This is a genomic window from Bacillus sp. 9.4 (assembly GCF_055486415.1).
This window is the reverse complement of the sequence record NZ_JBVFMU010000001.1, coordinates 1,091,150-1,114,756: the sequence shown is the minus strand read 5'-3', so window position 1 is coordinate 1,114,756 and position 23,607 is coordinate 1,091,150. Positions and strand designations below refer to the sequence as shown.

Genomic DNA, 23,607 nt, shown 5'->3' with positions numbered 1-23,607 from the left:
ACAGAAAAAGCTCCAGACATTCTGGAGCTTTTTGTTTATCGTTTTGGCGCCCGATAACCGGCGGCTTCAGCTTCTTCAACTGAGCAAAACATTTCAGCCGGATCGGTTGTCCGGTCGTAGTATGTACTGCCTGGCGTGTGGTAGATGCCGTTTTTGCTTCCTTTGATATTACAGCCTTCTGCTTTGTCAGCTGTTTTGGTTTCATCACTTTTACTCGTATTGTTTGAAGAACTTCCAGTGTCTTCATGAGAGCTGGCGGTTTGGCTTTCCGTCTCTTTTAATTGATTTTCAAGCTTTGTTTTATCTTGTCGAAGTGTTTCGTTTTCAGCCTTTGCCGTTTTTGCATCTTCTTTGAGCTGCTTTTGATTTTCTTGAAGCTCTTTAATCTTAGCTTTTAATGATTTCTGAGTCTTTTTTAGATCGCTATTTTCGTTTTTAAGCTTCTCAAGCTTGTCTTGATCTTCTTTGTTGTCTTTTAATTTCTTTGCTTCAGAGCTGACAGATTTATATTCTTTCTCAAGTTCTTCGTGCTCTTTTGTGAGGTTTTTATATTCGGCGTTTAGCGCTGAATATTTTTTCTCGGCATTTGCTGCGGCAGTGTCAGGTTCTGCCAATGCTGCCCCGGTAAAGAGCAGGACAAGGCCTCCAATGAAAAGCGGCCAAAAAAGTCTCTTGGAGAAACGTTTTTCCTTTTTCAGTACATATTTGACAAGGTGATATAATCCATAGCCCAGTGAAATGAGACATGCCAGAAAACCTAAGAATGCTAATACCATTTCCATAATATGACCCCTTTTTCTATTTATTTTACATTTTTCAAACAATATTTGTTAGATTTTTTCACGTTCATCAGTTGAAAAATGTGAGAGAGACAGATAGAATGAATGTGCTATGATAACTGGATTCGTACGGAGCCGTTTTAGGTTTCGTTTTTTTCATGAGCTTTTTTAGGTAAGAAAGGGGGATGAGTATGCCGCGTGCTCTTAAAATTTTAGTCATTGGAATGTTTATCAATGTGACGGGTGCTTCTTTTTTATGGCCGCTGAATACGATTTATATCCATAATCATTTAGGAAAGTCGTTAACAGTAGCCGGACTTGTCCTGATGCTGAATTCCGGCGCCAGTGTGGCTGGTAATTTATGCGGAGGTTTTTTGTTTGATAAAATCGGCGGTTTTAAATCGATTATGCTTGGGATAGCCATTACGTTAGCAAGCCTGATGGGCCTTGTCTTTTTTCATGATTGGCCAGCCTATATTGTGCTGCTGACGATTGTGGGCTTTGGCTCCGGTGTTGTTTTTCCGGCCAGCTACGCAATGGCAGGATCGGTATGGCCTGAAGGGGGAAGGAAGGCATTTAATGCGATATATGTCGCGCAAAACGCAGGTGTGGCTGTCGGTTCAGCGCTTGGCGGTGTCGTGGCGTCTTTCTCGTTTTCATATGTATTTTTGGCGAATGCCGCGCTGTATCTGGTCTTTTTCTTTATTGTATATTTCGGATTTCGAAATATTCAGACGGGAGATGCGTCCCAAACATCCGTGCTTGATTACGATGCTGTGAACAGCAAAGCAAAATTTGCCGCACTGATCATTTTAAGCGGAGGCTATGTACTGGGATGGCTGGCTTATTCTCAATGGTCAACCACAATTGCTTCGTACACACAAAGCATTGGAATATCTCTTTCCTTATACAGCGTGCTGTGGACGGTTAACGGAATTCTCATTGTGCTCGGCCAGCCGCTCGTCAGTTTTGTGGTGAAAAAATGGGCCGAGTCGCTAAAAGCGCAAATGGTCATCGGCTTTATCATTTTTATTGTGTCTTTCAGCATGCTGCTGACTGCAAAGCAATTTCCGATGTTTCTCGCTGCGATGGTGATCCTGACTATCGGAGAAATGCTTGTTTGGCCTGCTGTGCCGACTATTGCCAATCAGCTTGCCCCTAAAGGGAAAGAAGGCTTTTATCAAGGCTTTGTCAACAGTGCGGCGACAGGCGGCAGAATGATTGGTCCCCTGTTCGGAGGAGTGCTTGTCGATCATTACGGCATTAAGGCTCTTGTTTTATCTCTGTTGGTATTGCTGCTGATCAGTATTGCCACAACGCTTCTATATGACAAACGGCTAAAATCAGCTAAAGAAACAAATAAGCAGGCATCAATCTCTTCATAATAAAAGATCCCGCCGGATGAGCGGGATCTTTCAGCGTGTCGACAAACCCTCGCATTCGTTGTCAGGCCTGCGCTTCGGTGCTCACGAATTAGAACATTCGCTCAGCTCCTATGCTCGTCCTTCCTAGACTTCAAGGGTTTTCAATCACGCTGAAAAGATGACAAAATCCTAAAATGAAAACCATTTTAGGATTTTGTCAACAATCTGAAAGATCCCGCCGGGTGAGCGGGATCTTTTTACATAATCGGAAGCACTTTGACGGCATCCTTTACATTTGAATATGTTTTCAGCGACGAAAAATTGGCATCCAGTTTATTCATTTTCATAGCCAATTCAGGTTTAATGCCGGTAATGATTAACTCAGTTCCGGTCAATTTCAGCAAATGGCTCAGCTTGAAAATTTGGTCGGCCGTTTGTTCGTTCACTTGGGCCAATCCGGATAAATCAATGATCAAATAATCATCTTTGGATGTTGATAAGATATTCGTCAATGTGCAAACGATGGAATTAAATCGCTCCTCTGTCAGGTTTCCGACTAGCGGAAGAGCCGAAATGCCATTGCGAATCGGGACAATAGGAGTTGAAAGTGCAGTAATTTCCGTGAGGGAATCCTCGAGAAGCTTTTCATATTCTTTTTGCTTGGTGATATCATTCTGAATTCCGACAAAATACGTTTTATCCTCTATTTCCATTGGATCAATATTTAATTCATTCCAGAACATCGTTCCGTCTTTTTTGTAGTTTTGGATCTGAACGGTGACCGGTTCTTTATTTTGTAAAGCGGTTCTGATGTTGTCCACTTCTGCAGGATCTGTGTGTTTCCCCTGTAAGAAGCGGCAGTTCTTTCCTAAAATTTCCTCGGTCTCGTAGCCGGTCATTTGAACAAAGCCTTGATTTACGTAGACAATAGGATTATCTTCAAGTGCGGGATCTGTAATTACCACACCGACTCGCACGTGATCAAGCGCTTTTTTGATGACTTCCAGCTGTCCTGGTATCCCAAATGATTGAAAACTAGCCATATAAATCCCCCTTAGGCCGTCAGCTTGCTATGCGAAAGCCTGATATTCCCCTTTTTAAAAATGAATTCTACAGTAACCGTAGCACAACACTTGTTCTGATTCAAGCAAGTGCAGTTTGTTGTTTGTCATTAGGGCTTGTCCTCGTATACACTAAAAATAAGAACAGAATTTGAACATATGAACGGAAAGGTTTTCTGCATGCTAAATAGGTGACTAGGTCAATGTCACTGGGTGAAAAATGAATCCAATGCATCAAGCTTACCGATCATGTGTTCACATATAATGGAAGAAACAAGCTTTTTACAGATTTGCCGGTATGTAGATATCGAAAATCATCGGAATCGTTTAAGGGGGCTGGATGGCCTGAAGTCGCTTTACGAAATAAGGGCTTTAGGAAGGTGATGATGAAGATGCTGCATCAGGTACTTATTGCTTGTGTAATTGGAGGAATCATGGGGATTCTCGGTCATGTGAAAAAGAGAGGCAGACTGGAGAAGCCCAGAATGACGAAGCGGTTTATCTACCTTGGATTTTTGGAAGATTGGTTTATCGGCATGACGGCTTCCATTTTACTTGTATTATCCGCTGACCCCGATTCAGGAATTCAACTTGTCATCTTATCCATTATCTCAGGCTACGGCGGTGAAGCTGTTCTCAGAAGTTTTGACTTTGTGAGAGAACTGAACAGCGGCGGCGAACCGGCCGAGTCCAAACGTCAAACCAAAACTCCACCCGAATAATTGTCCTCAATCTCCGCCCGTTCAGGGTACATTCCCATTGTATACAAACCTGCTTGCACTTATGAACAGAATTCTATAAAATACAGTTAGATTACGGTTGCGATAAGAACAATGAAGAGGAGCAGTAAGAAACAGATATTGTTGCAGAGAGTTGACGGCTGGTGAAAGTCAATCAAGTTTGTTTCCGAACTCACCTCAGAGTTGCAGCGGTGAAAAGCCGCTGACGCATAACTGCGTTAAAAGTATCAAGTGAGTGCGGCGTATGCCGCGCTAACGAGGGTGGTACCGCGGGAAAACGAAAGTCTCTCGTCCCTTTTTGGGATGAGGGAGTTTTTTTTAGTTTGGGAATATTCTGAATATAATCCTCTCCTTCCCGTCAATACTTGAACCATACACGCCGTATTCAATCAGAAGGAGGTTTTTACTTTGAGTTTTCAGCACAAAGAGATAGAAAAGAAATGGCAGACATATTGGCTTGAAAACAAAACATTTGCCACTCTTGATAATAATGAAAAACAAAAATTCTACGCGCTGGACATGTTTCCTTATCCGTCTGGAGCTGGGTTGCACGTCGGCCATCCTGAAGGATACACAGCTACGGATATTCTGTCCCGCATGAAGCGCATGCAGGGCTATGATGTCCTTCATCCAATGGGCTGGGACGCATTCGGCCTGCCAGCTGAACAATATGCGCTTGACACAGGGAACGACCCCGCTGTGTTTACGAAGCAGAATATTGATAACTTCCGCCGCCAAATTCAAGCGCTTGGCTTCTCATATGACTGGGATCGCGAAATCAATACGACTGACCCTGAATACTATAAATGGACGCAATGGATTTTCTTAAAGCTATACGAAAAAGGCCTTGCTTACGTTGACGAAGTGCCTGTAAATTGGTGCCCTGCGCTCGGTACTGTTCTTGCCAACGAAGAAGTCATTGACGGCAAGAGCGAACGCGGCGGCCATCCGGTAGAGAGACGCCCAATGAAGCAGTGGATGCTGAAAATCACCGCTTATGCGGACAGGCTCCTTGAGGACTTGGAAGAGCTTGATTGGCCGGAAAGCATTAAAGATATGCAGCGCAACTGGATCGGCCGTTCGGAAGGCGCTCACGTTCATTTTGCTATAGATGGACATGATGATTCCTTTACGGTGTTTACAACAAGACCAGATACGCTGTTTGGCGCTACATACACTGTCCTTGCCCCGGAACACGCATTGGTGGAAAACATCACAACGGCTGAGCAAAAAGAAGCTGTTGAAGCTTATATCAAAGAAATTCAATCAAAGAGTGACCTAGAACGTACAGATCTTGCGAAAACAAAGACAGGCGTATTTACAGGAGCGTATGCGATCAATCCTGTAAACGGAGAAAAACTGCCGATTTGGATTGCGGATTATGTTCTTGCATCATACGGAACAGGTGCTGTCATGGCAGTTCCTGGACACGATGAGCGTGATTTTGAATTCGCCAAAACATTCGGCCTTCCGGTGAAGGAAGTCGTAAAAGGCGGGAACGTTGAGGAAGCAGCCTATACTGGCGACGGCGAGCACGTGAACTCTGATTTCCTGAACGGCCTTCACAAACAGGAAGCGATTGAAAAAGTGATCGCTTGGCTGGAAGAAACGAAAAACGGTGAGAAGAAAGTGACATACCGTCTTCGTGACTGGCTCTTCAGCCGCCAGCGTTATTGGGGCGAGCCGATTCCGGTCATTCATTGGGAAGACGGAACGTCAACAGCTGTCCCGGAAGAGGAGCTGCCGCTGATTTTGCCAAAAACGGATGAAATCAAACCGAGCGGAACGGGCGAATCACCGCTTGCGAACATTAAAGAGTGGGTGGAAGTCACAGACCCTGAGACAGGGAAAAAAGGAAGAAGAGAAACGAATACAATGCCGCAATGGGCGGGAAGCTGCTGGTATTTCTTGCGCTATATTGATCCGCACAATCCGGATCAGCTGGCATCACCAGAAAAATTGGAAAAATGGCTTCCGGTCGATATGTATATCGGCGGTGCAGAACATGCCGTGCTTCACCTTCTGTATGCCCGCTTCTGGCATAAGTTCCTTTATGATATCGGCGTAGTGCCGACGAAAGAACCGTTCCAAAAGCTGTACAACCAAGGAATGATTCTCGGCGAAAACAACGAAAAAATGAGTAAATCTAAAGGGAACGTTGTCAATCCTGACGAAATCGTGGCCTCTCACGGTGCTGATACGCTGAGATTGTACGAAATGTTCATGGGACCTCTTGATGCTTCAATCGCCTGGTCTGAATCAGGATTAGACGGTGCGCGCCGTTTCCTTGACCGTGTATGGCGCCTATTTATTGAAGACAGCGGTGAGCTTAATGGCAAAATCGTTGAAGGCGCGGGTGAAACATTGGAGCGCGTCTATCATGAAACGGTCATGAAAGTCACAGACCATTATGAAGGCCTTCGTTTCAACACGGGTATTTCCCAGCTGATGGTCTTTATTAATGAAGCTTATAAAGCAACAGAACTGCCGAAAGAATATATGGAAGGCTTCGTGAAGCTTCTTTCTCCTGTCGCGCCACACTTAGCGGAAGAGCTATGGGAGAAGCTTGGCCATTCTGGCACAATTGCCTACGAAGCTTGGCCTGTATATGATGAAACAAAACTTGTGGATGATGAAGTTGAAATCGTTGTTCAGCTGAACGGAAAAGTAAAAGCGAAATTACAGGTTCCTGCCGATGCAACAAAAGAACAGCTGGAACAGCTTGCTCAAGCAGATGAAAAGGTCAAAGAGCAGCTTGAAGGCAAAACGATTCGGAAAATCATCGCGGTGCCTGGGAAGCTTGTCAATATTGTGGCAAACTAAGCCTAGAAAAAATCCCCTTTGCCAAAAGGGGATTTTTTTCATCAGTCTCAGAATAGCAATCGTTCAGCTGACTTTGATATACTGAACATGATCACTGTGAATAGGAGTGTTTTCTTTGGAAATAAAAGAAATCAGCACAGCCGCTTTGAAAGAAAAAATTGAGGCGGACGAAGAATTATATTTAATTGATGTCAGAGAAGATGAAGAGGTAGCGGAAGGCATGATCCCGCAAGCCGTTCATATTCGCATGGGGGATATTCCTGAAAAAATGGAAACCCTTGATAAAGACAAAGAGTACGTATTTATCTGCCGCTCAGGAATGCGCAGCATGAACGTCTGCAAGTACCTGGATGAGCAAGGCTTTAAAACAGTCAATGTTGAAGGCGGCATGATGGCCTGGGAAGGCGAAACAAAACCAAAAAACTAGGGGAGAGCGGTCCCCTAGTTTTTATTTGTATTCCGGAAGCCAATCGCCGTGTGCTGCAAATAAATCGTCGCACATGGAGATGATGTCCTTCATGGAAAGCTCCGCGCTTGTATGCGGATCAAGCATTGCAGCTTGGTAAACCGCTTCTTTTTTCCGTGTGACAGCCGCTTCGATTGTCATCAGCTGTGTATTAATATTCGTCCGGTTTAAGGCGGCAAGCTGCTCAGGCAGTTCTCCGGCGAAGCACGGTGTAATTTTTTTTCTGTCGGCGACGCATGTCACTTCCACAACCGCTTTTGAAGGAAGGTTGGTGATCAGCCCTGTATTCAAGACGTTTCCTCCGAAGGTGAATGATTCGTTTGTTTCCATTGCTTCTATAATTCTTGAACCATATTCCTTTGAGCGTTCGTGCGTAAGGTTTTTATTATTGACGATATCATCCCGCATTTTCTCCCAATTTTCAATTTGCTTGACGCACCTTCTCGGATATTCGTCGAGCGGGATTTGCAGCTCGCTGATCAGTTCAGGGTAATTCCGTTTAATAAAGTATGGGTGATACTCTGCGTTATGTTCGGACGATTCCGTGACATAATAGCCGAACTTATCCATTAATTCAAACCGCACCATATCATGATGCTTTGTTTTTTGTTTTTCTTTCGCTCTCCTTTTGATTTCTGGATATAAATCTGTGCCGTCTTTTTTGACTTCCAAAAGCCAAGCCATATGATTAATGCCTGCGATGCGTTCCTCAATTCCGTCATGCTCCATTCCGAGAGCTTTAAATAAATCCTTCGTGCACACTTGAACACTGTGGCAGAGCCCGATTGTTTTGATATTGGTATAGCGGAGCATGGCGCCTGTAAGAGTGGCCATTGGATTTGTATAGTTTAAGAACCATGCGTCAGGGCACATTTCCTCCATATCTTTTGCGATATCAAATAAGACCGGGATTGTTCTGAGAGATCTGAATATCCCGCCGATGCCGACTGTATCGGCGATCGTCTGGCGCAGCCCATACCGTTTAGGAATCTCGAAATCGATGACTGTGCTCGGTTTGTATCCTCCAACCTGAATCGCATTGATGACATAGCCTGCGTTTTGCAAGGCGAGTTTTCTGTCATCATAGCTGTTGATGGCCACACTTGGGTTATAACGGTCTCTTAGATTTTCGAGCATGAGCTGGGATTCCTGCAGGCGTTTGGGATCAATGTCGTAAAGCGCGAACTCAAATCCATTCAGTGCCTCTGTTAACAGGCAGTCTCCCAAAACATTTTTGGCGAAAATCGTGCTCCCTGCACCGATAAATGTAATCTTTTTCATATTGCTTCCCCCTTTAATGTTAACCCTTTACCGCTCCGGAAGACAGGCCGGCAATAAAGTATTTTTGCAGCGCCAAAAACAGAACAACCATCGGCAGCATTGCCATAAGTGCCGCTGCGGCAACTAAATGAAGGTTGTTTGCGTTTTCTCCGAAAAAACCTGCCATGGCTACTGTTAATGTCTGAACCTTTTGATCTTGTAAAAAGAAAATGGCAAATTGATAGTCGTTCCAAATAAAGACACAAGAAATAATACAGATGGTCGCAGTGATCGGCTTCAGCAGAGGAAACACAATCGTAAAAAAGATTTTCAGCATGCCTGCGCCGTCAATTCTTGCGGCTTCTTCAAGCTCTTTTGGAATGGTCGATCGGATAAAGCCTGAATATAAGAATACGGTTAAAGGCATGTAAGCCGCTGTATTGATGAAAATGGCGATTGCGTGTGTATTGACCATTCCGGCGTCCACGACCATTCGGTACAAAGGAACCATGGACGTTAACGGAGGGATGATCATAATGGAAATCAGCAAGGCAAAAACGGCTTTATTCAGTTTCGTTTCCCGCCGGGCAAGCGGGTAGGCGGCAAGTGAGCCGAATATAATTAATAACAAGGCAGAAAAACCTGTGATGATCATGGTGTTTATAAAAGAGTTACCTAGCGAAGCGCGCTCCCACGCCTCTGAAAAATTATGAAAGGAGATGTCGGCTGGAAATATCCATTTCGAACTGTAGTCTCCTTTTGCTTTCAATGAAGTGGTCAGCAGGATATAAAAAGGAATAAAATGCGCACAGGCCACAATGGCTGCAAGAAGCGTAATGATCCGCATGCTTTTTGTACGGGCGGCTCTCATGACATTTCCGTCTCCTTTCTTTTAAAGTACGCAAGCGCGCAAAAGCTGATGATCAAAATGACAAATGCCATAAATATGCCTTGCGTTGCGGCATAGCCGGCATCCTGCCGTTTGAAATACAAATCATACATAAACGTGGACATGGATTGTGACGCATTTCCGGGGCCGCCTGCGGTGAGTGCAATGATGACGTCAAACAGCTTTAAGCCTCCGATAATGTTGATGACCATATTAATGGTAATGGAGGGCATTAACAGCGGCAGCGTGATGGTAAAAAACTGCTGGCCTTGTTTCGCGCCATCCATTTGCGCCGCTTCATAGTAGTCTTTCGGAATGCTTTGCAGACCGGCTAAGTAGACAACCATAGCGATCCCGACATATTGATAGGTGTTAATCATGACAATGATCCATGGATTGAGCGAGGGACTGGCGAGCGCATTAATAGGGCTGATGCCGAAGACCCCGAGCAAATCGTTGAGCGCGCCTCCGTCATAGGAGAAGAAAAAGTACCAAATGTAGCCCATAATGAGCGGGCTGATCATCACCGGCAAATACACAATTGTTCTTGTTACCGCTTTCGTTTTAATGCTTTGATTTAAGAGGAGAGCGTACAGAAGCCCGACCACATTTTGAAAAAAGGTGCTGCCAAGCCCGTAAAGCAGCGTGTTTTTTAAGATATGCCAAGTATCAGGATCAGAAAACAGCCTTTCATATTGCGCGAATCCAACCCATTGGTAGACTTGTGAAAATCCGTTCCAGTTTGTAAAGGTAATCAATGTGCCTTTCACAAACGGGTAAATCATAAAGACCAGAACGGAGAGCAAAGCAGGAATGTACATCCACCAAAGTGAGGACTGCTTTTTTGGCTTAACCTGTTTCACATGAACGTCCCTTGCGATCTCACTCATTGTTTTCAGCTCCCTGTGTTTCGGATTGCTCCCGGAGTCGTTTATATTCTCTTCCCAGCTTCTGCGAAATGTCTTGAGGCGCCAAAATGTCAGCCGCGAGCTCCTGCCCAACCGTGCCCAGGACATCCCACATTCCGTTTGGCAAGTATAACCGGTCGAAGTAAGGCTCGACTTTGACATCTTGATAATACTCATAATCGTTTGCGTAGAAAATATCAGCTTTCACATTGGTCAGCCCTGAAGGAAGCGATGTGGCTTCAGCCATTTGTTTGGCATTGGCCGGGCGGGCCATAAATGCGATAAAATCTTTTGCCTCTTTTAATTGAGGCGAATCTTTCCATGCTGCAAGGGTGTAGCGTTCACCGCCGATCCATATCGGGTCATCACCGGGATGGATGGCAGGTGTCGGGATAATGCCGACCTTGACGTTCGGATTGATCTGGGCAACGTCTTGGCCGAGTGTGCCGCCTTGCATTGTAAAGGCGATTTTGTTTTGGGCCATTAATTCGATGAGCTGTGATTTTTTTGCCGTTACGGCGTCGATATTGATCAATTTTTCTTTCTGCATTTGTTTGAGGATTTTCGATAAATAAGTAAATTTATTCCATTTGAAAGTGCCGTTGGTGAGCTGTTTTTTTTCATTATGGGCAGGGTCTGTGATGAGAAGAGGTGTAGCGAATTGGTCGTAATATTGAGCGAATGAGCTTTTGTCATAGCCGGCAAACCAGAAGGGAACAATGCTTCCCTTGCTCTTTTCTTTAATCGTTCTCAGTGCTTTGATAAAGTCATCCATGGTTTCCGGCGGAGCAATGCCGTAACGGTCTAAAATATTGCGATTATACGCCAGACCGTCTTTTGCCTGATTGATTGGATAGGCATACACCTTTCCGCTTTTATTTTTGAGGATGCTGTTTAAATTGGGATCAAGATCTTGAGTCCATTCCATATCCCGGAGATCGGCTGTATATTCTCCGTACCTGATTTTCCCCCAGCCATGTGTATCGAATAGATCAGGCAAATCATTGGCCGCCATTCTGACACGCATCATATTTTCATAGTCATTGCCTGGGAAATGAAGGCTGACATGAATGTCACTGTGTTCCTTTTCGAATGCTGCTGCCAGTTTTCTGAACGTATCTCTTTCACTGTCGGTTGACATTGTAGAATAAATGGTTAACGTCTTTTTTGCGGTATCTGCTGAGCTTTTCTCTGCTGAACACCCGGGCAGAACAAGCAGAATAAGAGAGAGAAATAAAACAAAAGTGTGTTTCATCTTTTCCTCCTTATCATCGTGATGAATCTTTGCTTATGTCACCTCCTTTGCTGTACATCCGCAGCTTTGTCTTACAATTAATGTTGTAGGCAGGGTGACATGGTGAGGAAGCGTTCGGCCATTGAGACGGTCAAGCAGCAGTTTTACGCCTGTCCGGCCCATTTCTTCTGTGTATACCTTCACCGTCGTTAAAGGCGTGCTGGCAAATTCAGCTTCCTCAATGCCGTTAAAGCTGACGATTGCAGTATCCCGCGGCACTTGCAGTCCGGCTTCCTGCAGCGCTTTTAATGCGCCGATCGCCATAGAATCGCTGGCAATAAAGAATGCTTCCGGCAGATGGCCTTGATCGATTGCTTTCTTCATCAGGCGATAGCCCTCACGCATGCTGTATTCTCCGATCAGCACATGCTCAGGCTGGGGGGTGGCTGACTCCAAAAAAGCGGTCAGGCGTTTGTCTTCAATCGTTCTGCGAATGCTTTGGCCGTCCTTCAGCGTATGCTCTTTTTCTTGTCCGCCAATGTAGCCTAAACGTTTGTAGCCTAAGTCGAAAAGGTGATCAATCGCCTGGCGTGAAGCCGATTCAAAATCGATTCCAATCGAATCGTATGCTTGCGGATCTGGTGAATGATTGATAAATACGGCATGCTCCAGCCTTCCGCTGATATGCTTAACCGCTTCATCATGAACACGGCCAATGACAATGACACCATCCAATTCCCGAAAGATATGTTCCTGAAATGAGCCGAGATGAATCGAATTTGTAATGAAAATTTCCTGTTCAAAGCATTCCTTTTCAATGCCTTTCCGAATGGAAGAAAAATAAGGGTCCTGCCTTTCCTGATCAGGGGACAGACAGCTCAGCACACCGATCAGCGGCTGGGCCCGCTGTTTTTGCCCGCGGGATTTTCGGCGTTTGGCAACGGTTTGATAACCAAGCTCTTCAGCGATGTTGATGACTCTTTGTCTCGTTTCGCCCGCAACAGAAAGCGACTCATCTTCATTTAAAATTCTGGACACAGTTGCGCTGGAAACATTAGCTTTCAAGGCGATATCTTTAATACGAACCATGGGTATCCCTCTTATCTATTTAGTAAAATATTAACTCATCTGTTTTTGATAAATTGATACTATCATATAAAAGTAAACGGTTACAATAATTGTTTTCGGAATATTTCGTTATATTTACTAAATATTTAGTAAATGATGTGATTTATGTTGGAAAAATAAAGGGGAACCCAGATCTGTCTCGTAAATGTGAAGTAAGCGAATAAGGAAGGGTGATGGGATGAGAGCCGAAAGAAGAAAGCAACTGTTTCGATTGCTTGGTGATTTGCCTGATCGGAGGCCAATCAGTGTTGAGACATTACGTATTGAAGAAAGAGAAGAAAATATCGTTGAAACGCTCCTGCTCGATTTAAATGGACATGAAAAGGTGCCCGCTTATTTTGTGAAGCCGAAGAAAACAGAAGGACCGTGCCCAGCCGTATTGTTTCAGCATTCGCATGGGGGCCAGTATGATAGGGGAAAAAGTGAGCTGATTGAGGGAGCGGATTATTTGAAAGCGCCTTCTTTTTCTGATGAGCTTACTTCTCTCGGATACGGCGTTCTTGCGATTGATCATTGGGGATTTGGAGATCGGCGGGGAAAAGCGGAAAGCGAGATATTTAAAGAAATGCTTCTCACCGGAAAAGTGATGTGGGGGATGATGATTTATGACAGTTTAAGTGCGTTAGACTATATGCAGTCACGCTCTGATGTTCAGCCTGACAGGATCGGAACCATCGGCATGTCTATGGGAGGTTTGCTGGCGTGGTGGACAGCGGCGCTCGATGACCGGATTAAGGTGTGTGTGGATTTGTGCAGCCAGGTGGATCATCACGTGCTGATCAAAACACAGAATCTTGACAGGCACGGCTTTTATTATTACGTCCCATCGCTTGCAAAGCATTTTTCCGCATCGGAGATCCAAAGCCTGATCGCGCCGCGCCCGCACCTTAGTCTTGTTGGTGTACACGATCGGTTAACGCCGGCCGAGGGCGTGGACAAAATCGAAAAAGAATTGACAGCTGTCTATGCTGGACAGGGAGCTTCTGATTGCTACCGAGTGGTCCGTTCTGCTTCGGGACATTTCGAAACAGCAGTTATGAGGCATGAAGCTGTCCGGTTTTTGCAAAAGTGGCTGTGACTGTAAAAAGAAATCGAAAAAGACCGTTTTATGTGAAAACGGTCTTTTTGTTTCCTTTTAACCAACTGCCATAAATCGATGCTTTCTTCTATTGACAGAAACAGGAGAGAATAATATATTCTAATTGTTAACCTTTTAATATAATTGGTTAACAATTAAGGTGAGAAGCACTACACGTTCTTCAGTTATCAGTGAAAGGGCGAGAAATGATGCAAGAAGAAACTTTTTATAGTGTCAGAATGAGGGCTTCTATGAATGGATCTCATGAAGACGGCGGAAAGCATATATCCGGCGGAGAACGGCTTATTCCTTTCCATGAGATGAAGCATACAGTCAATGCTTTATTAGAAAAAGGGTTATCCCATTCAAGAGGAAAACCTGATTTTATGCAAATTCAATTTGAAGAGGTACATGAATCGATAAAAACCATTCAGCCATTGCCTGTGCATACGAATGAAGTGAGCTGCCCGGAAGAAGGACAAAAGCTTGCCCGATTGTTATTGGAAAAAGAAGGCGTTTCACGAGACGTGATTGAAAAAGCGTATGAACAAATCCCAGAATGGTCAGATGTCAGGGGTGCGGTGTTGTTTGATATTCATACAGGCAAGCGAATGGATCAAACAAAAGAAAAAGGGGTGCGGGTCTCCAGAATGGATTGGCCGGACGCTAATTTTGAAAAATGGGCGCTTCACAGTCACGTGCCAGCTCATTCAAGAATAAAAGAGGCCCTTGCGCTCGCTTCAAAGGTAAGCCGGCACCCGGCAGCCATTGCAGAATTATGCTGGTCGGACGATCCGGATTACATAACAGGCTATGTTGCGGGTAAGAAAATGGGCTATCAGCGTATTACAGCAATGAAAGAATACGGGACTGAAGAGGGCTGCCGAGTCTTTTTTATTGATGGATCCAATGATGTAAACACGTACATACATGATCTGGAGAAGCAGCCTATTTTAATAGAGTGGGAGGAAGACCATGACTCATGATTTGATAGAAAAAAGTAAAAAGCACCTCTGGCTGCCATTTACCCAAATGAAAGATTATGATGAAAACCCCTTAATCATCGAAAGCGGGACTGGAATCAAAGTCCAAGACATAAATGGCAAGGAATACTATGACGGTTTTTCATCAGTTTGGCTTAATGTCCACGGACACCGCAAAAAAGAACTAGATAACGCCATAAAAAAACAGCTCGGAAAAATTGCGCACTCCACGTTATTGGGCATGACCAACGTTCCAGCAACCCAGCTTGCCGAGACATTAATCGATATCAGCCCAAAAAAGCTCACGCGGGTCTTTTATTCAGACAGCGGCGCAGAAGCGATGGAAATAGCCCTAAAAATGGCGTTTCAGTATTGGAAGAACATCGGGAAGCCTGAGAAACAAAAATTCATCGCAATGAAAAACGGGTATCACGGTGATACGATTGGCGCCGTCAGTGTCGGTTCAATTGAGCTTTTTCACCACGTATACGGCCCGTTGATGTTCGAGAGTTACAAGGCTCCGATTCCTTATGTGTATCGCTCTGAAAGCGGTGATCCTGATGAGTGCCGTGATGAGTGCTTGCGAGAGCTTGCACAGCTGCTTGAGGAACATCATGAGGAAATTGCCGCGCTTTCCATTGAATCAATGGTACAAGGCGCGTCCGGTATGATCGTGATGCCGGAAGGATATTTGGCAGGCGTGCGCGAGCTATGTACAACATACGATGTCTTAATGATCGTTGATGAAGTCGCTACAGGCTTTGGCCGTACAGGAAAAATGTTTGCGTGCGAGCACGAGAATGTCCAGCCTGATCTGATGGCTGCCGGTAAAGGCATTACAGGAGGATATTTGCCAATTGCCGTTACGTTTGCCACTGAAGACATCTATAAGGCATTCTATGATGATTATGAAAACCTAAAAACCTTTTTCCATGGCCATTCCTATACAGGCAATCAGCTTGGCTGTGCGGTTGCGCTTGAAAATCTGGCATTATTTGAATCTGAAAACATTGTGGAACAAGTAGCGGAAAAAAGTAAAAAGCTCCATTTTCTTCTTCAAGATCTGCACGCTCTTCCTCATGTTGGGGATATTCGGCAGCTTGGCTTTATGTGCGGTGCAGAGCTTGTCCGGTCAAAGGAAACCAAAGAACCTTACCCGGCTGATCGGCGGATTGGATACAAAGTTTCCTTAAAAATGAGAGAGTTAGGAATGCTGACAAGGCCGCTTGGGGACGTGATTGCATTTCTGCCTCCTCTTGCCAGCACAGCTGAAGAGCTCGGGGAAATGGTTGCCATTATGAAACAAGCGATCCATGAGGTTACGAGCCTTGAAGATTGATTCCTGGTTAAACGAGCGGTTAGACAGAATGAAAGAAGCCGGCGTACATCGTAACCTGCGGTCAATGGATGGAGCGCCGGTTCCAGAGAGGAACATTGATGGCGAAAATCAAACGGTCTGGTCCTCAAACAATTATTTAGGGCTCGCAAGCGATAGACGCTTGATCGATGCAGCCCAAACAGCATTGCAGCAATTCGGGACAGGAAGCAGCGGTTCACGTTTAACGACAGGCAATTCGGTCTGGCATGAAGAGCTAGAAAAGAAGATTGCCAGCTTTAAACGGACAGAAGCGGCCCTGCTGTTTTCGAGCGGTTACTTGGCCAATGTCGGTGTCCTTTCATCCTTGCCAGAAAAGGAAGATGTCATTTTAAGTGACCAGCTCAATCATGCAAGTATTATCGACGGCTGCCGACTTTCTAAGGCTGATACAGTTGTTTATCGGCATATTGATATGAATGATCTTGAAAACAAGCTGAATGAAACACAGCGTTATCAGCGCCGTTTTATCGTAACAGACGGGGTATTCAGCATGGATGGCACAATCGCCCCTCTTGATCAGATCATCTCACTTGCGAAACGCTATCATGCCTTCGTGGTCGTTGATGATGCCCACGCAACAGGAGTTTTGGGTGATTCGGGACGAGGAACGAGTGAATACTTTGGTGTTTATCCTGACATTGTGATCGGCACCTTAAGCAAAGCTGTTGGTACGGAAGGAGGTTTTGCGGCAGGATCAGCGGTCTTCATCGACTTTTTGCTGAACCATGCCAGAACATTTATCTTTCAAACCGCTATTCCGCCAGCTAGCTGTGCGGCTGCTCATGAGGCTTTCAACATCATTGAAGCCAGCAGGGAAAAACGGCAGCTTTTATTTTCTTATATCAGTACGATCAGAACCAGTCTGATGAATATGGGGTATGTGGTGAAAGGAGATCACACACCGATTATTCCTGTAGTCATTGGCGATGCCCATAAAACGGTCCTATTTGCTGAAAAACTGCAGGGCAAGGGAATTTATGCTCCTGCCATTCGGCCGCCGACTGTTGCGCCGGGTGAAAGCCGTATTCGAATTACAATCACGTCTGACCACAGTATGGGTGATATTGATGATTTGCTGAAAACATTTCATTCAATCGGAAAGGAGCTGCATATCATTTGAGGGGTTTTTTTGTGACGGGAACTGATACAGAAGTAGGGAAAACGGTTATATCCAGCGGTCTTGCTGGCTTATTGAAAGAACATAATATAGATGTCGGTGTGTATAAACCATTTTTAAGCGGGATATCGCGTCATCATCCAGATAGTGATACAAGTTTTCTGAAAGACATGTCGCAGACCAGTCTTTCTCATGAAGACATTACGCCTTTTGCCTTCAAAGCGCCGCTTGCACCATACGTTGCAGGGAAACTTGAAGGAAAGACTGTCACCATGGAAGAGGTTTTAAGCCATTGGGGGCGGATTAGAGAAAAACATGAATGCTTCATCGTAGAAGGTGCAGGCGGTATTTCTGTGCCATTGGGAGAGGACTATTTGGTCAGTCATGTCATAAAAGCGTTGCAGCTTCCCATGATTATTGTGGCACGTCCTCACCTTGGAACCATTAATCATACCTTTTTAACTGTCAAATATGCAGAAAGCATGGGGCTTCCAATTGCCGGAATTATCATCAATGGAATCAGTGACTCTCCTGATGAAGATGAAAAAACCAATCCTGAGATGATTGAGCGCTTATGCGGTGTTCCGATTTTAGGGGTTACGCCAAAGCTTGCCAACGTTACGAAAGAAACGGTTCTACATATGGTAAAAGACCATATCAATCTATCATTACTGATGAATCAAGTGGGGGTATGAGAATGAATCAATGGATGGAACTCGCAGACCGGGTGCTGGCTGGAGCAGAAGTGACTGACGAAGAGGCGCTTTCAATATTAAATTGTCCTGATGAAGATATTTTGCTATTAATGCATGGAGCTTTTCACATCAGAAAACACTTTTATGGAAAAAAAGTAAAGCTCAATATGATTATGAATGCGAAATCCGGGCTCTGCCCGGAAAACTGCGGCTATTGTTCACAGTCTGCGATTTCGAAAGCGCCGATTGAGTCTTATCGGATGGTGAATAAGGAAACGCTGCTTGAAGGCGCGAAGCGGGCGCACGATCTGAATATCGGCACATATTGTATCGTGGCAAGCGGCAGAGGGCCGTCTAACAGAGAAGTGGATCAGGTCGTAGATGCGGTTCAGGAAATTAAAGAGACGTATGGACTGAAGATTTGTGCATGTCTTGGACTGTTGAAGCCAGAGCAGGCGAAGCGGCTCAAAGATGCCGGAGTAGACCGCTATAATCATAATTTGAATACGTCACAGAGAAACCATTCAAACATCACGACTTCACATACATACGATGACAGAGTCAGTACGGTTGAAATCGCAAAAGAATCGGGGCTTTCTCCGTGTTCCGGCGCCATTATTGGGATGAAGGAGACGAAACAGGATGTCATTGACATCGCCAAAAGCTTGAAGGCTCTTGACGCGGATTCCATTCCTGTGAATTTTTTGCATGCAATTGATGGCACGCCGTTAGAAGGCGTCAACGAATTAAACCCGCTGTATTGTTTAAAAGTGCTGGCGCTGTTCCGTTTTATCAATCCATCAAAAGAAATTCGCATTTCCGGGGGAAGAGAGGTCAATCTCCGCTCATTGCAGCCATTAGGGCTTTACGCCGCAAACTCCATTTTTGTCGGAGACTACTTAACAACTGCCGGGCAAGAGGAGACGGAGGATCATAAAATGCTGAGTGATTTAGGCTTTGAAGTTGAATCAGTCGAAGAAATGAAGGCCAGTTTAAGTGCGAAAAGCTGAAAGAATCAATAAAAGCAATCGGTATGATGTCGATTGCTTTTATTTTTGAACAGAAAGGAGAAAATCACGTGACAATTGCATCATCAACTGCATCTTCTGAGTTTTTGAAAAACCCATATTCTTTTTACGATACATTGCGAGCTGTTCATCCTATCTATAAAGGGAGTTTCTTAAAATATCCGGGCTGGTATGTCACAGGATATGAAGAAACGGCTGCTATTTTGAAAGATGCGAGATTCAAAGTCCGCACCCCGCTGCCTGAGAGCTCAACCAAATATCAGGACCTTTCACATGTGCAAAATCAAATGATGCTGTTTCAGAACCAGCCTGATCATAGACGATTGCGGACGCTTGCCAGCGGAGCGTTTACGCCGAGAGCGACAGAGAGTTATCAGCCGTATATCATTGAAACTGTCCATCATTTGCTTGATCAAGTGCAAGGTAAAAAAAAGATGGAGGTCATTTCGGACTTTGCTTTTCCTTTAGCAAGCTTTGTTATAGCTAACATTATAGGTGTACCGGAGGAAGATAGGGAGCAATTAAAGGAGTGGGCTGGGAGTCTCATTCAAACGATTGATTTTACCCGGTCAAGAAAGGCATTAACAGAGGGCAATCATATGGCTGTGCAGGCTATGGCATATTTCAGAGAGCTGATTCAAGAGCGAAAACGCCACCCTCAACAGGATATGATCAGCATGCTCTTGAAGGGGAAAGAAAAGGATAAGCTGACGGAAGAGGAAGCGGCATCTACGTGCATATTGCTGGCGATCGCCGGACATGAGACAACGGTTAATCTCATCAGCAATTCAGTCCTTTGTCTGCTGCAGCATCCAGAACAGCTTTTGAAACTGAGAGAAAATCCAGATCTTATTGATACCGCAGTCGAGGAATGTTTACGCTATGAAAGCCCCACGCAAATGACAGCCAGAGTTGCGTCAGAGGATATTGACATCTGCGGGGTGACGATCCGTCAAGGAGAGCAAGTCTATCTTTTGTTAGGAGCGGCTAATCGAGACCCTAGCATATTCACGAACCCCGATGTCTTCGATATTACGAGAAGACCTAATCAGCACCTTTCATTCGGGCATGGCCATCATGCTTGCTTAGGGTCCTCGCTGGCACGATTAGAAGCGCAAATTGCGATTAACACTCTTCTGCAGCGGATGCCCAGCCTTAAGCTCGCGGATTTTGAATGGCGGTATCGGCCGCTTTTTGGATTTCGGGCGCTTGAGGAGCTGCCGGTGACTTTTGAATAAGCCTAAGAATGTGAGTGCCAAAAAAGTGTCAGCCCCGCCGAAAATGGGCAATCTATAAAAAAGGGGAGTGAACATAGTGAAAAAAGTGCTGATCGCCGGCGGAAATGGTGTGATTGGGAGACTGCTTGCTGAAGGGCTGATTTCAGACTATGAAGTGACAGTGCTTGATAAAGATCATTTCGATGGCAAAGCCTCTTCCATTCAGGCTGACGCGGCAAATTATGAGGAGCTGTTGAAGAAGATTCCAAAAGATACCGATGCCATCTTGAATTTACTCGCTGTTAAAATCAAATACGATATTATGGACATCGCTGAGTTTGAAAAAATGACGGATGTTTTCTATAGGGCAAGCTATTATCTGTGCCGTGCGGCAGCGGAGCTCGGCATTCAAAAGCTCGTGTTCGCCAGCAGCAATCATGTCACAGATGTCTACGAAAAAGACGGGCGCTCGCTCTTAGGACGGGAAATCACAACAAGCGATTATCCGCTGTCAAAAAACTTGTACGGTGTATTAAAGCTGACCTCTGAACAGATCGGCCATTTGTTTTATTTGGAAAATAAGCTATCAGTAATCAACCTGCGAATCGGAACAGTCGTCACAGATGAAATGGATACGCTGCATGAAAAAGAACGGACGAAAAAGACACTGCTTTCTCACCCCGATCTGCTGTCGATTTTCAAAGCCGCTATTGAGACCAATATCCGGTACGGCACTTATTACGCCGTCTCTGATAATCCGGGCCGGCCATGGTCCATTGAATCTGCCGTGAATGAACTTGGGTTTTCGCCACAAATCAATACAGCCGAACTTCTGAACGAGGAGGAGAACGGAGCATAATCATTTTCTAAGATTATGCTCTTTTTCTTTTGTTATCGGTCTCAATTCGCGGCAGCCCCCGCCCGGCCGGGGACACTGTTCAAATGATTATAGACATGGCAATCACAGATTTGCTACATTTTAGACACGATATCGTCACATGCTGAGCTCGGTTTCCAAAAATATGATAACGCTTACAAAGAGAGGTGGGAGCTATCGCACATTCACTGAAAAACCGTCTGTTTGATATGTTGATTTATGGTTTCTTGCTGATGTTCGCTTTAATATGCGTACTTCCGTTCATTCATGTCATCGCAGCATCCTTCGCCACAGTAGAAGAAGTCGTGTCGAAAACATTTATTTTAATACCGACCACTTTTTCGCTAGATGCTTATCGCTACATTTTTTCAACAGATATTATTTATAAGAGTTTGCTTGTTTCTGTGTTTGTGACAGTGATAGGCACTGCGGTCAGCATGTTTCTTTCGTCACTGATGGCTTACGGGTTATCCCGCCGTGATTTAATCGGCCGGCAGCCGCTCATGTTTCTCGTCGTATTTACGATGCTGTTTAGCGGCGGCATGATTCCGACTTTCCTTGTGGTCAAATCGCTTGGATTGCTCGATTCTTACTGGGCGCTTATTTTGCCGACTGCCATTAATGCCTTTAACCTGATCATTCTGAAAAACTTCTTTCAAAATATCCCGTCAAGCTTGGAAGAGTCCGCGAAAATTGACGGGTGCAATGATCTGGGCATATTCTTTAAAATTGTGCTGCCGCTGTCTCTTCCTGCGATCGCAACGATTTCACTATTTTATGCGGTCACGTATTGGAACACGTATATGACAGCGATCTTGTACTTAAATGATTCAGCAAAATGGCCGATTCAGGTGCTTCTGCGCCAAATCGTCATTGTATCAAGCGGTATGCAGGGGGATATGTCTGAAATGGGGTCGGGCAGCCCGCCGCCTGAGCAAACTATTAAAATGGCGGTCATAGTGGTGGCGACCATCCCGGTTCTGCTTGTCTATCCGTTTATACAAAAGCATTTTGCAAAAGGAGCTTTGCTGGGATCTGTCAAAGGATAAAGAAATATGAAACGGAGGGGTACGATGGGAAACAAATGGAGGGTGCTTTTGATTGTGCTTGTACTGGCACTCGGCGGAGTGCTGGCGGGCTGTAAAGGGGCTGATCAGTCTTCGGCTGAAGGCAAAGCTGGCCCGGATTCAAAGGTAAAGCTGTCTTGGATGGCGATTTTGTATCACCAGCAGCCGCCGAAAGACAGGGCGATTAAAGAAATTGAAAAGCTGACAAATACAGAACTCGACATCACCTGGGTTCCAGACGCGGTGAAAGAAGACAGGCTGAATGCAGCGCTTGCAGCCGGCAATCTTCCGCAAATCGTGACCATCCAGGATATTAAAAATTCGTCAGTCATAAATGCCTTCCGGTCAGGAATGTTTTGGGAAATCGGCGATTATATCAAGGATTATCCCAACTTAAACAAAATGAACAAACTCATTAATAAAAATGTGACAATTGACGGCAAGCTCTACGGGATATACAGAGAGCGCCCGCTTTCCAGACAGGGGATCGTCATTCGGAAGGACTGGCTGGACAATTTAAATTTGAAAACCCCGAAAACGTTGGATGAGCTTTATGAAGTGGCCAAAGCATTTACGGAGGACGACCCGGACAAGGATGGGAAAGATGATACGATCGGGCTGACAGACCGTAATGACTTGATTTACGGCGCGTTTAAAACGATTGGCTCGTATGAAGGCATGCCGACAGATTGGAAGGAATCGGGCGGCAAATTCACGCCTGATTTCATGACACAGGAATACAAAGACACGATGAACTATATGAAAAAGCTGCGTGATAACGGGTATATGAATAAGGATTTTCCCGTCACAAGCAAAACCCAGCAGCAGGAGCTTTTTTCTCAAGGAAAAGCCGGAATTTATATTGGCAATATGGTAGATGCGGTCAATCTGCGCGACCATGCCTCTGATAAATCGATGAAGCTCGAGATCATCAACCGCATAAAAGGCCCAGATGGGAAAGAGCGGGTATGGGCATCAGGAGGCCATAACGGCGTGTTTGCTTTCCCGAAAACGAGTGTGAAAACGGAAGCTGAGCTTAAACGGATCTTGGCGTTTTTTGACCGAATTGCCGAAGAAGATGTCTATAGCCTGATGACTTATGGCATTGACGGCGTTCATTACAACAAAGGTGAGGACAAAACGTTTACACGCAAAGAAAGCCAGGTGAAAGACTGGCAGACTGATATTCAGCCGCTGTCCGCTTTAATTGCCATTGATAAAGCCTACTTAAAAAACACTGGAGATCCGCTTCGGACGGCGTACGAGGAGCTGACCGAGGACAATGAAAAGATTATCGTCTCAAACCCGGCTGAAAGCCTGTATTCCGCATCGGAGTCGGAACGGGGTGATGAACTGAAGAAAATCATTGATGACGCGACCTACAAATATATGATTGGAGACATCACAGAAAGCCAGTTCGATAAAGAAGTGGAAAAATGGGAGTCAAGCGGAGGAAAACAAATTATTCAGGAATACGAAGAAGCGTTTAAACAAGCAAAATAACATTGGAAAAAC

The 23,607-nt window shown here is 45.0% G+C and carries 21 protein-coding genes and 1 other annotated feature; of the genes, 14 read left to right on the top strand and 7 right to left on the bottom strand.

The annotated features are described in order from the left end of the window. Positions 1–35 precede the first annotated feature (35 nt). Complete coding sequence (locus ACZ07B_RS06450; protein ID WP_217019387.1) at positions 36–782, bottom strand: LMBR1 domain-containing protein; 747 nt, start codon at positions 780–782, stop codon at positions 36–38. Positions 783–970: 188 nt separating this feature from the next. Between ACZ07B_RS06450 and ACZ07B_RS06445 the strand changes: the two genes are divergently transcribed. Continuing rightward, positions 971–2,164 carry an MDR family MFS transporter gene (locus tag ACZ07B_RS06445; protein WP_042977570.1) on the top strand — a complete coding sequence of 398 codons (1,194 nt, stop codon included), beginning with the start codon at positions 971–973 and terminating at the stop codon, positions 2,162–2,164. Between the two features lie 236 nt (positions 2,165–2,400). Here the strand turns inward: ACZ07B_RS06445 and ytvA are convergent, their stop codons facing one another. Further along, on the bottom strand, positions 2,401–3,186 hold the full coding sequence (ytvA, locus tag ACZ07B_RS06440; protein ID WP_004399022.1) for a YtvA family blue-light photoreceptor: 786 nt from the start codon (positions 3,184–3,186) through the stop codon (positions 2,401–2,403). A 404-nt stretch (positions 3,187–3,590) separates the two neighbouring features. On the opposite strand from ytvA, the gene ACZ07B_RS06435 reads away from it, so the two are divergent. The 3 genes from ACZ07B_RS06435 (at position 3,591) to ACZ07B_RS06425 (ending at position 7,194) form a co-directional block, all read left to right on the top strand. Continuing rightward, positions 3,591–3,926 (top strand): DUF4257 domain-containing protein, encoded by a 336-nt coding sequence (locus ACZ07B_RS06435; protein WP_003246114.1) that lies wholly within the window; start codon positions 3,591–3,593, stop codon positions 3,924–3,926. A gap of 102 nt (positions 3,927–4,028) precedes the next feature. Further along, positions 4,029–4,243, top strand: a binding site (T-box leader). 109 nt (positions 4,244–4,352) lie between these two features. Further along, a complete protein-coding gene (gene leuS / locus ACZ07B_RS06430) occupies positions 4,353–6,767 on the top strand; it encodes a leucine--tRNA ligase (protein ID WP_003246072.1) in 2,415 nt (804 codons plus the stop codon). A gap of 115 nt (positions 6,768–6,882) precedes the next feature. After that, positions 6,883–7,194 carry a rhodanese-like domain-containing protein gene (locus tag ACZ07B_RS06425; protein ID WP_004398993.1) on the top strand — a complete coding sequence of 104 codons (312 nt, stop codon included), beginning with the start codon at positions 6,883–6,885 and terminating at the stop codon, positions 7,192–7,194. Between the two features lie 21 nt (positions 7,195–7,215). On the opposite strand, the gene melA is transcribed toward ACZ07B_RS06425, so the two are convergent. From melA to ACZ07B_RS06400, 5 genes are read right to left on the bottom strand one after another with little or no spacing between them, the layout of a single operon-like run. Continuing rightward, a complete protein-coding gene (gene melA, locus ACZ07B_RS06420; protein WP_217019388.1) occupies positions 7,216–8,514 on the bottom strand; it encodes an alpha-galactosidase MelA in 1,299 nt (432 codons plus the stop codon). A 19-nt stretch (positions 8,515–8,533) separates the two neighbouring features. Continuing rightward, entirely contained in the window at positions 8,534–9,364 is an 831-nt protein-coding gene (locus ACZ07B_RS06415) for a carbohydrate ABC transporter permease (RefSeq protein WP_014480612.1), read from the bottom strand. Continuing rightward, positions 9,361–10,272 (bottom strand): carbohydrate ABC transporter permease, encoded by a 912-nt coding sequence (locus ACZ07B_RS06410; protein WP_015251409.1) that lies wholly within the window; start codon positions 10,270–10,272, stop codon positions 9,361–9,363. Before ACZ07B_RS06410 ends, ACZ07B_RS06415 begins: the two co-directional genes overlap by 4 nt. Further along, complete coding sequence (locus tag ACZ07B_RS06405; protein WP_212082358.1) at positions 10,265–11,545, bottom strand: ABC transporter substrate-binding protein; 1,281 nt, start codon at positions 11,543–11,545, stop codon at positions 10,265–10,267. Before ACZ07B_RS06405 ends, ACZ07B_RS06410 begins: the two co-directional genes overlap by 8 nt. A 33-nt stretch (positions 11,546–11,578) precedes the next feature. Next, entirely contained in the window at positions 11,579–12,613 is a 1,035-nt protein-coding gene (locus ACZ07B_RS06400) for a LacI family DNA-binding transcriptional regulator (RefSeq protein WP_086344218.1), read from the bottom strand. 217 nt (positions 12,614–12,830) lie between these two features. On the opposite strand from ACZ07B_RS06400, the gene ACZ07B_RS06395 reads away from it, so the two are divergent. The 10 genes from ACZ07B_RS06395 to ACZ07B_RS06350 all read left to right on the top strand — a co-directional run bounded on the left by ACZ07B_RS06395 (position 12,831) and on the right by ACZ07B_RS06350 (position 23,595). After that, positions 12,831–13,730 (top strand): dienelactone hydrolase family protein, encoded by a 900-nt coding sequence (locus ACZ07B_RS06395; RefSeq protein WP_133954484.1) that lies wholly within the window; start codon positions 12,831–12,833, stop codon positions 13,728–13,730. 209 nt (positions 13,731–13,939) lie between these two features. Beyond that, a complete protein-coding gene (bioW, locus tag ACZ07B_RS06390; RefSeq protein ID WP_130572722.1) occupies positions 13,940–14,716 on the top strand; it encodes a 6-carboxyhexanoate--CoA ligase in 777 nt (258 codons plus the stop codon). Next, positions 14,706–16,052, top strand: a complete 1,347-nt coding sequence (gene bioA / locus ACZ07B_RS06385) for an adenosylmethionine--8-amino-7-oxononanoate transaminase (protein WP_464877012.1) — start codon at positions 14,706–14,708, stop codon at positions 16,050–16,052. Before bioW ends, bioA begins: the two co-directional genes overlap by 11 nt. After that, positions 16,042–17,211 (top strand): 8-amino-7-oxononanoate synthase, encoded by a 1,170-nt coding sequence (bioF, locus tag ACZ07B_RS06380; protein WP_464877011.1) that lies wholly within the window; start codon positions 16,042–16,044, stop codon positions 17,209–17,211. The genes bioA and bioF overlap by 11 nt, the downstream gene beginning before the upstream one ends. Further along, positions 17,208–17,903, top strand: coding sequence for a dethiobiotin synthase (gene bioD / locus ACZ07B_RS06375; RefSeq protein ID WP_464877010.1), 696 nt, complete (start codon positions 17,208–17,210; stop codon positions 17,901–17,903). The genes bioF and bioD overlap by 4 nt, the downstream gene beginning before the upstream one ends. A 2-nt stretch (positions 17,904–17,905) precedes the next feature. Next, a complete protein-coding gene (gene bioB, locus ACZ07B_RS06370) occupies positions 17,906–18,913 on the top strand; it encodes a biotin synthase BioB (RefSeq protein WP_086344214.1) in 1,008 nt (335 codons plus the stop codon). Positions 18,914–18,981: 68 nt separating this feature from the next. Beyond that, positions 18,982–20,169, top strand: a complete 1,188-nt coding sequence (gene bioI / locus ACZ07B_RS06365; RefSeq protein WP_464877009.1) for a biotin biosynthesis cytochrome P450 — start codon at positions 18,982–18,984, stop codon at positions 20,167–20,169. Between the two features lie 76 nt (positions 20,170–20,245). Further along, on the top strand, positions 20,246–21,007 hold the full coding sequence (locus ACZ07B_RS06360) for an NAD-dependent epimerase/dehydratase family protein (RefSeq protein ID WP_003245974.1): 762 nt from the start codon (positions 20,246–20,248) through the stop codon (positions 21,005–21,007). A gap of 206 nt (positions 21,008–21,213) precedes the next feature. Next, positions 21,214–22,074: a carbohydrate ABC transporter permease gene (locus ACZ07B_RS06355; RefSeq protein ID WP_015251420.1), complete on the top strand. Its 861-nt coding sequence runs from the start codon at positions 21,214–21,216 to the stop codon at positions 22,072–22,074. Positions 22,075–22,098: 24 nt separating this feature from the next. After that, complete coding sequence (locus ACZ07B_RS06350; RefSeq protein ID WP_464877008.1) at positions 22,099–23,595, top strand: extracellular solute-binding protein; 1,497 nt, start codon at positions 22,099–22,101, stop codon at positions 23,593–23,595. The last annotated feature ends 12 nt before the right edge of the window (positions 23,596–23,607 follow it).

What these genes read in the sequence shown, in the direction of transcription:
- ACZ07B_RS06450 (WP_217019387.1), bottom strand. Translation starts at nt 782, where the DNA reads ATGGAAATGGTATTAGCATTCTTAGGTTTTCTGGCATGTCTCATTTCA.
- ACZ07B_RS06445 (WP_042977570.1), top strand. Translation starts at nt 971, where the DNA reads ATGCCGCGTGCTCTTAAAATTTTAGTCATTGGAATGTTTATCAATGTG.
- ytvA (WP_004399022.1), bottom strand. Translation starts at nt 3,186, where the DNA reads ATGGCTAGTTTTCAATCATTTGGGATACCAGGACAGCTGGAAGTCATC.
- ACZ07B_RS06435 (WP_003246114.1), top strand. Translation starts at nt 3,591, where the DNA reads ATGAAGATGCTGCATCAGGTACTTATTGCTTGTGTAATTGGAGGAATC.
- melA (WP_217019388.1), bottom strand. Translation starts at nt 8,514, where the DNA reads ATGAAAAAGATTACATTTATCGGTGCAGGGAGCACGATTTTCGCCAAA.
- ACZ07B_RS06415 (WP_014480612.1), bottom strand. Translation starts at nt 9,364, where the DNA reads ATGAGAGCCGCCCGTACAAAAAGCATGCGGATCATTACGCTTCTTGCA.
- ACZ07B_RS06410 (WP_015251409.1), bottom strand. Translation starts at nt 10,272, where the DNA reads ATGAGTGAGATCGCAAGGGACGTTCATGTGAAACAGGTTAAGCCAAAA.
- ACZ07B_RS06405 (WP_212082358.1), bottom strand. Translation starts at nt 11,545, where the DNA reads ATGAAACACACTTTTGTTTTATTTCTCTCTCTTATTCTGCTTGTTCTG.
- ACZ07B_RS06400 (WP_086344218.1), bottom strand. Translation starts at nt 12,613, where the DNA reads ATGGTTCGTATTAAAGATATCGCCTTGAAAGCTAATGTTTCCAGCGCA.
- ACZ07B_RS06395 (WP_133954484.1), top strand. Translation starts at nt 12,831, where the DNA reads ATGAGAGCCGAAAGAAGAAAGCAACTGTTTCGATTGCTTGGTGATTTG.
- bioW (WP_130572722.1), top strand. Translation starts at nt 13,940, where the DNA reads ATGCAAGAAGAAACTTTTTATAGTGTCAGAATGAGGGCTTCTATGAAT.
- bioA (WP_464877012.1), top strand. Translation starts at nt 14,706, where the DNA reads ATGACTCATGATTTGATAGAAAAAAGTAAAAAGCACCTCTGGCTGCCA.
- bioB (WP_086344214.1), top strand. Translation starts at nt 17,906, where the DNA reads ATGAATCAATGGATGGAACTCGCAGACCGGGTGCTGGCTGGAGCAGAA.
- ACZ07B_RS06350 (WP_464877008.1), top strand. Translation starts at nt 22,099, where the DNA reads ATGGGAAACAAATGGAGGGTGCTTTTGATTGTGCTTGTACTGGCACTC.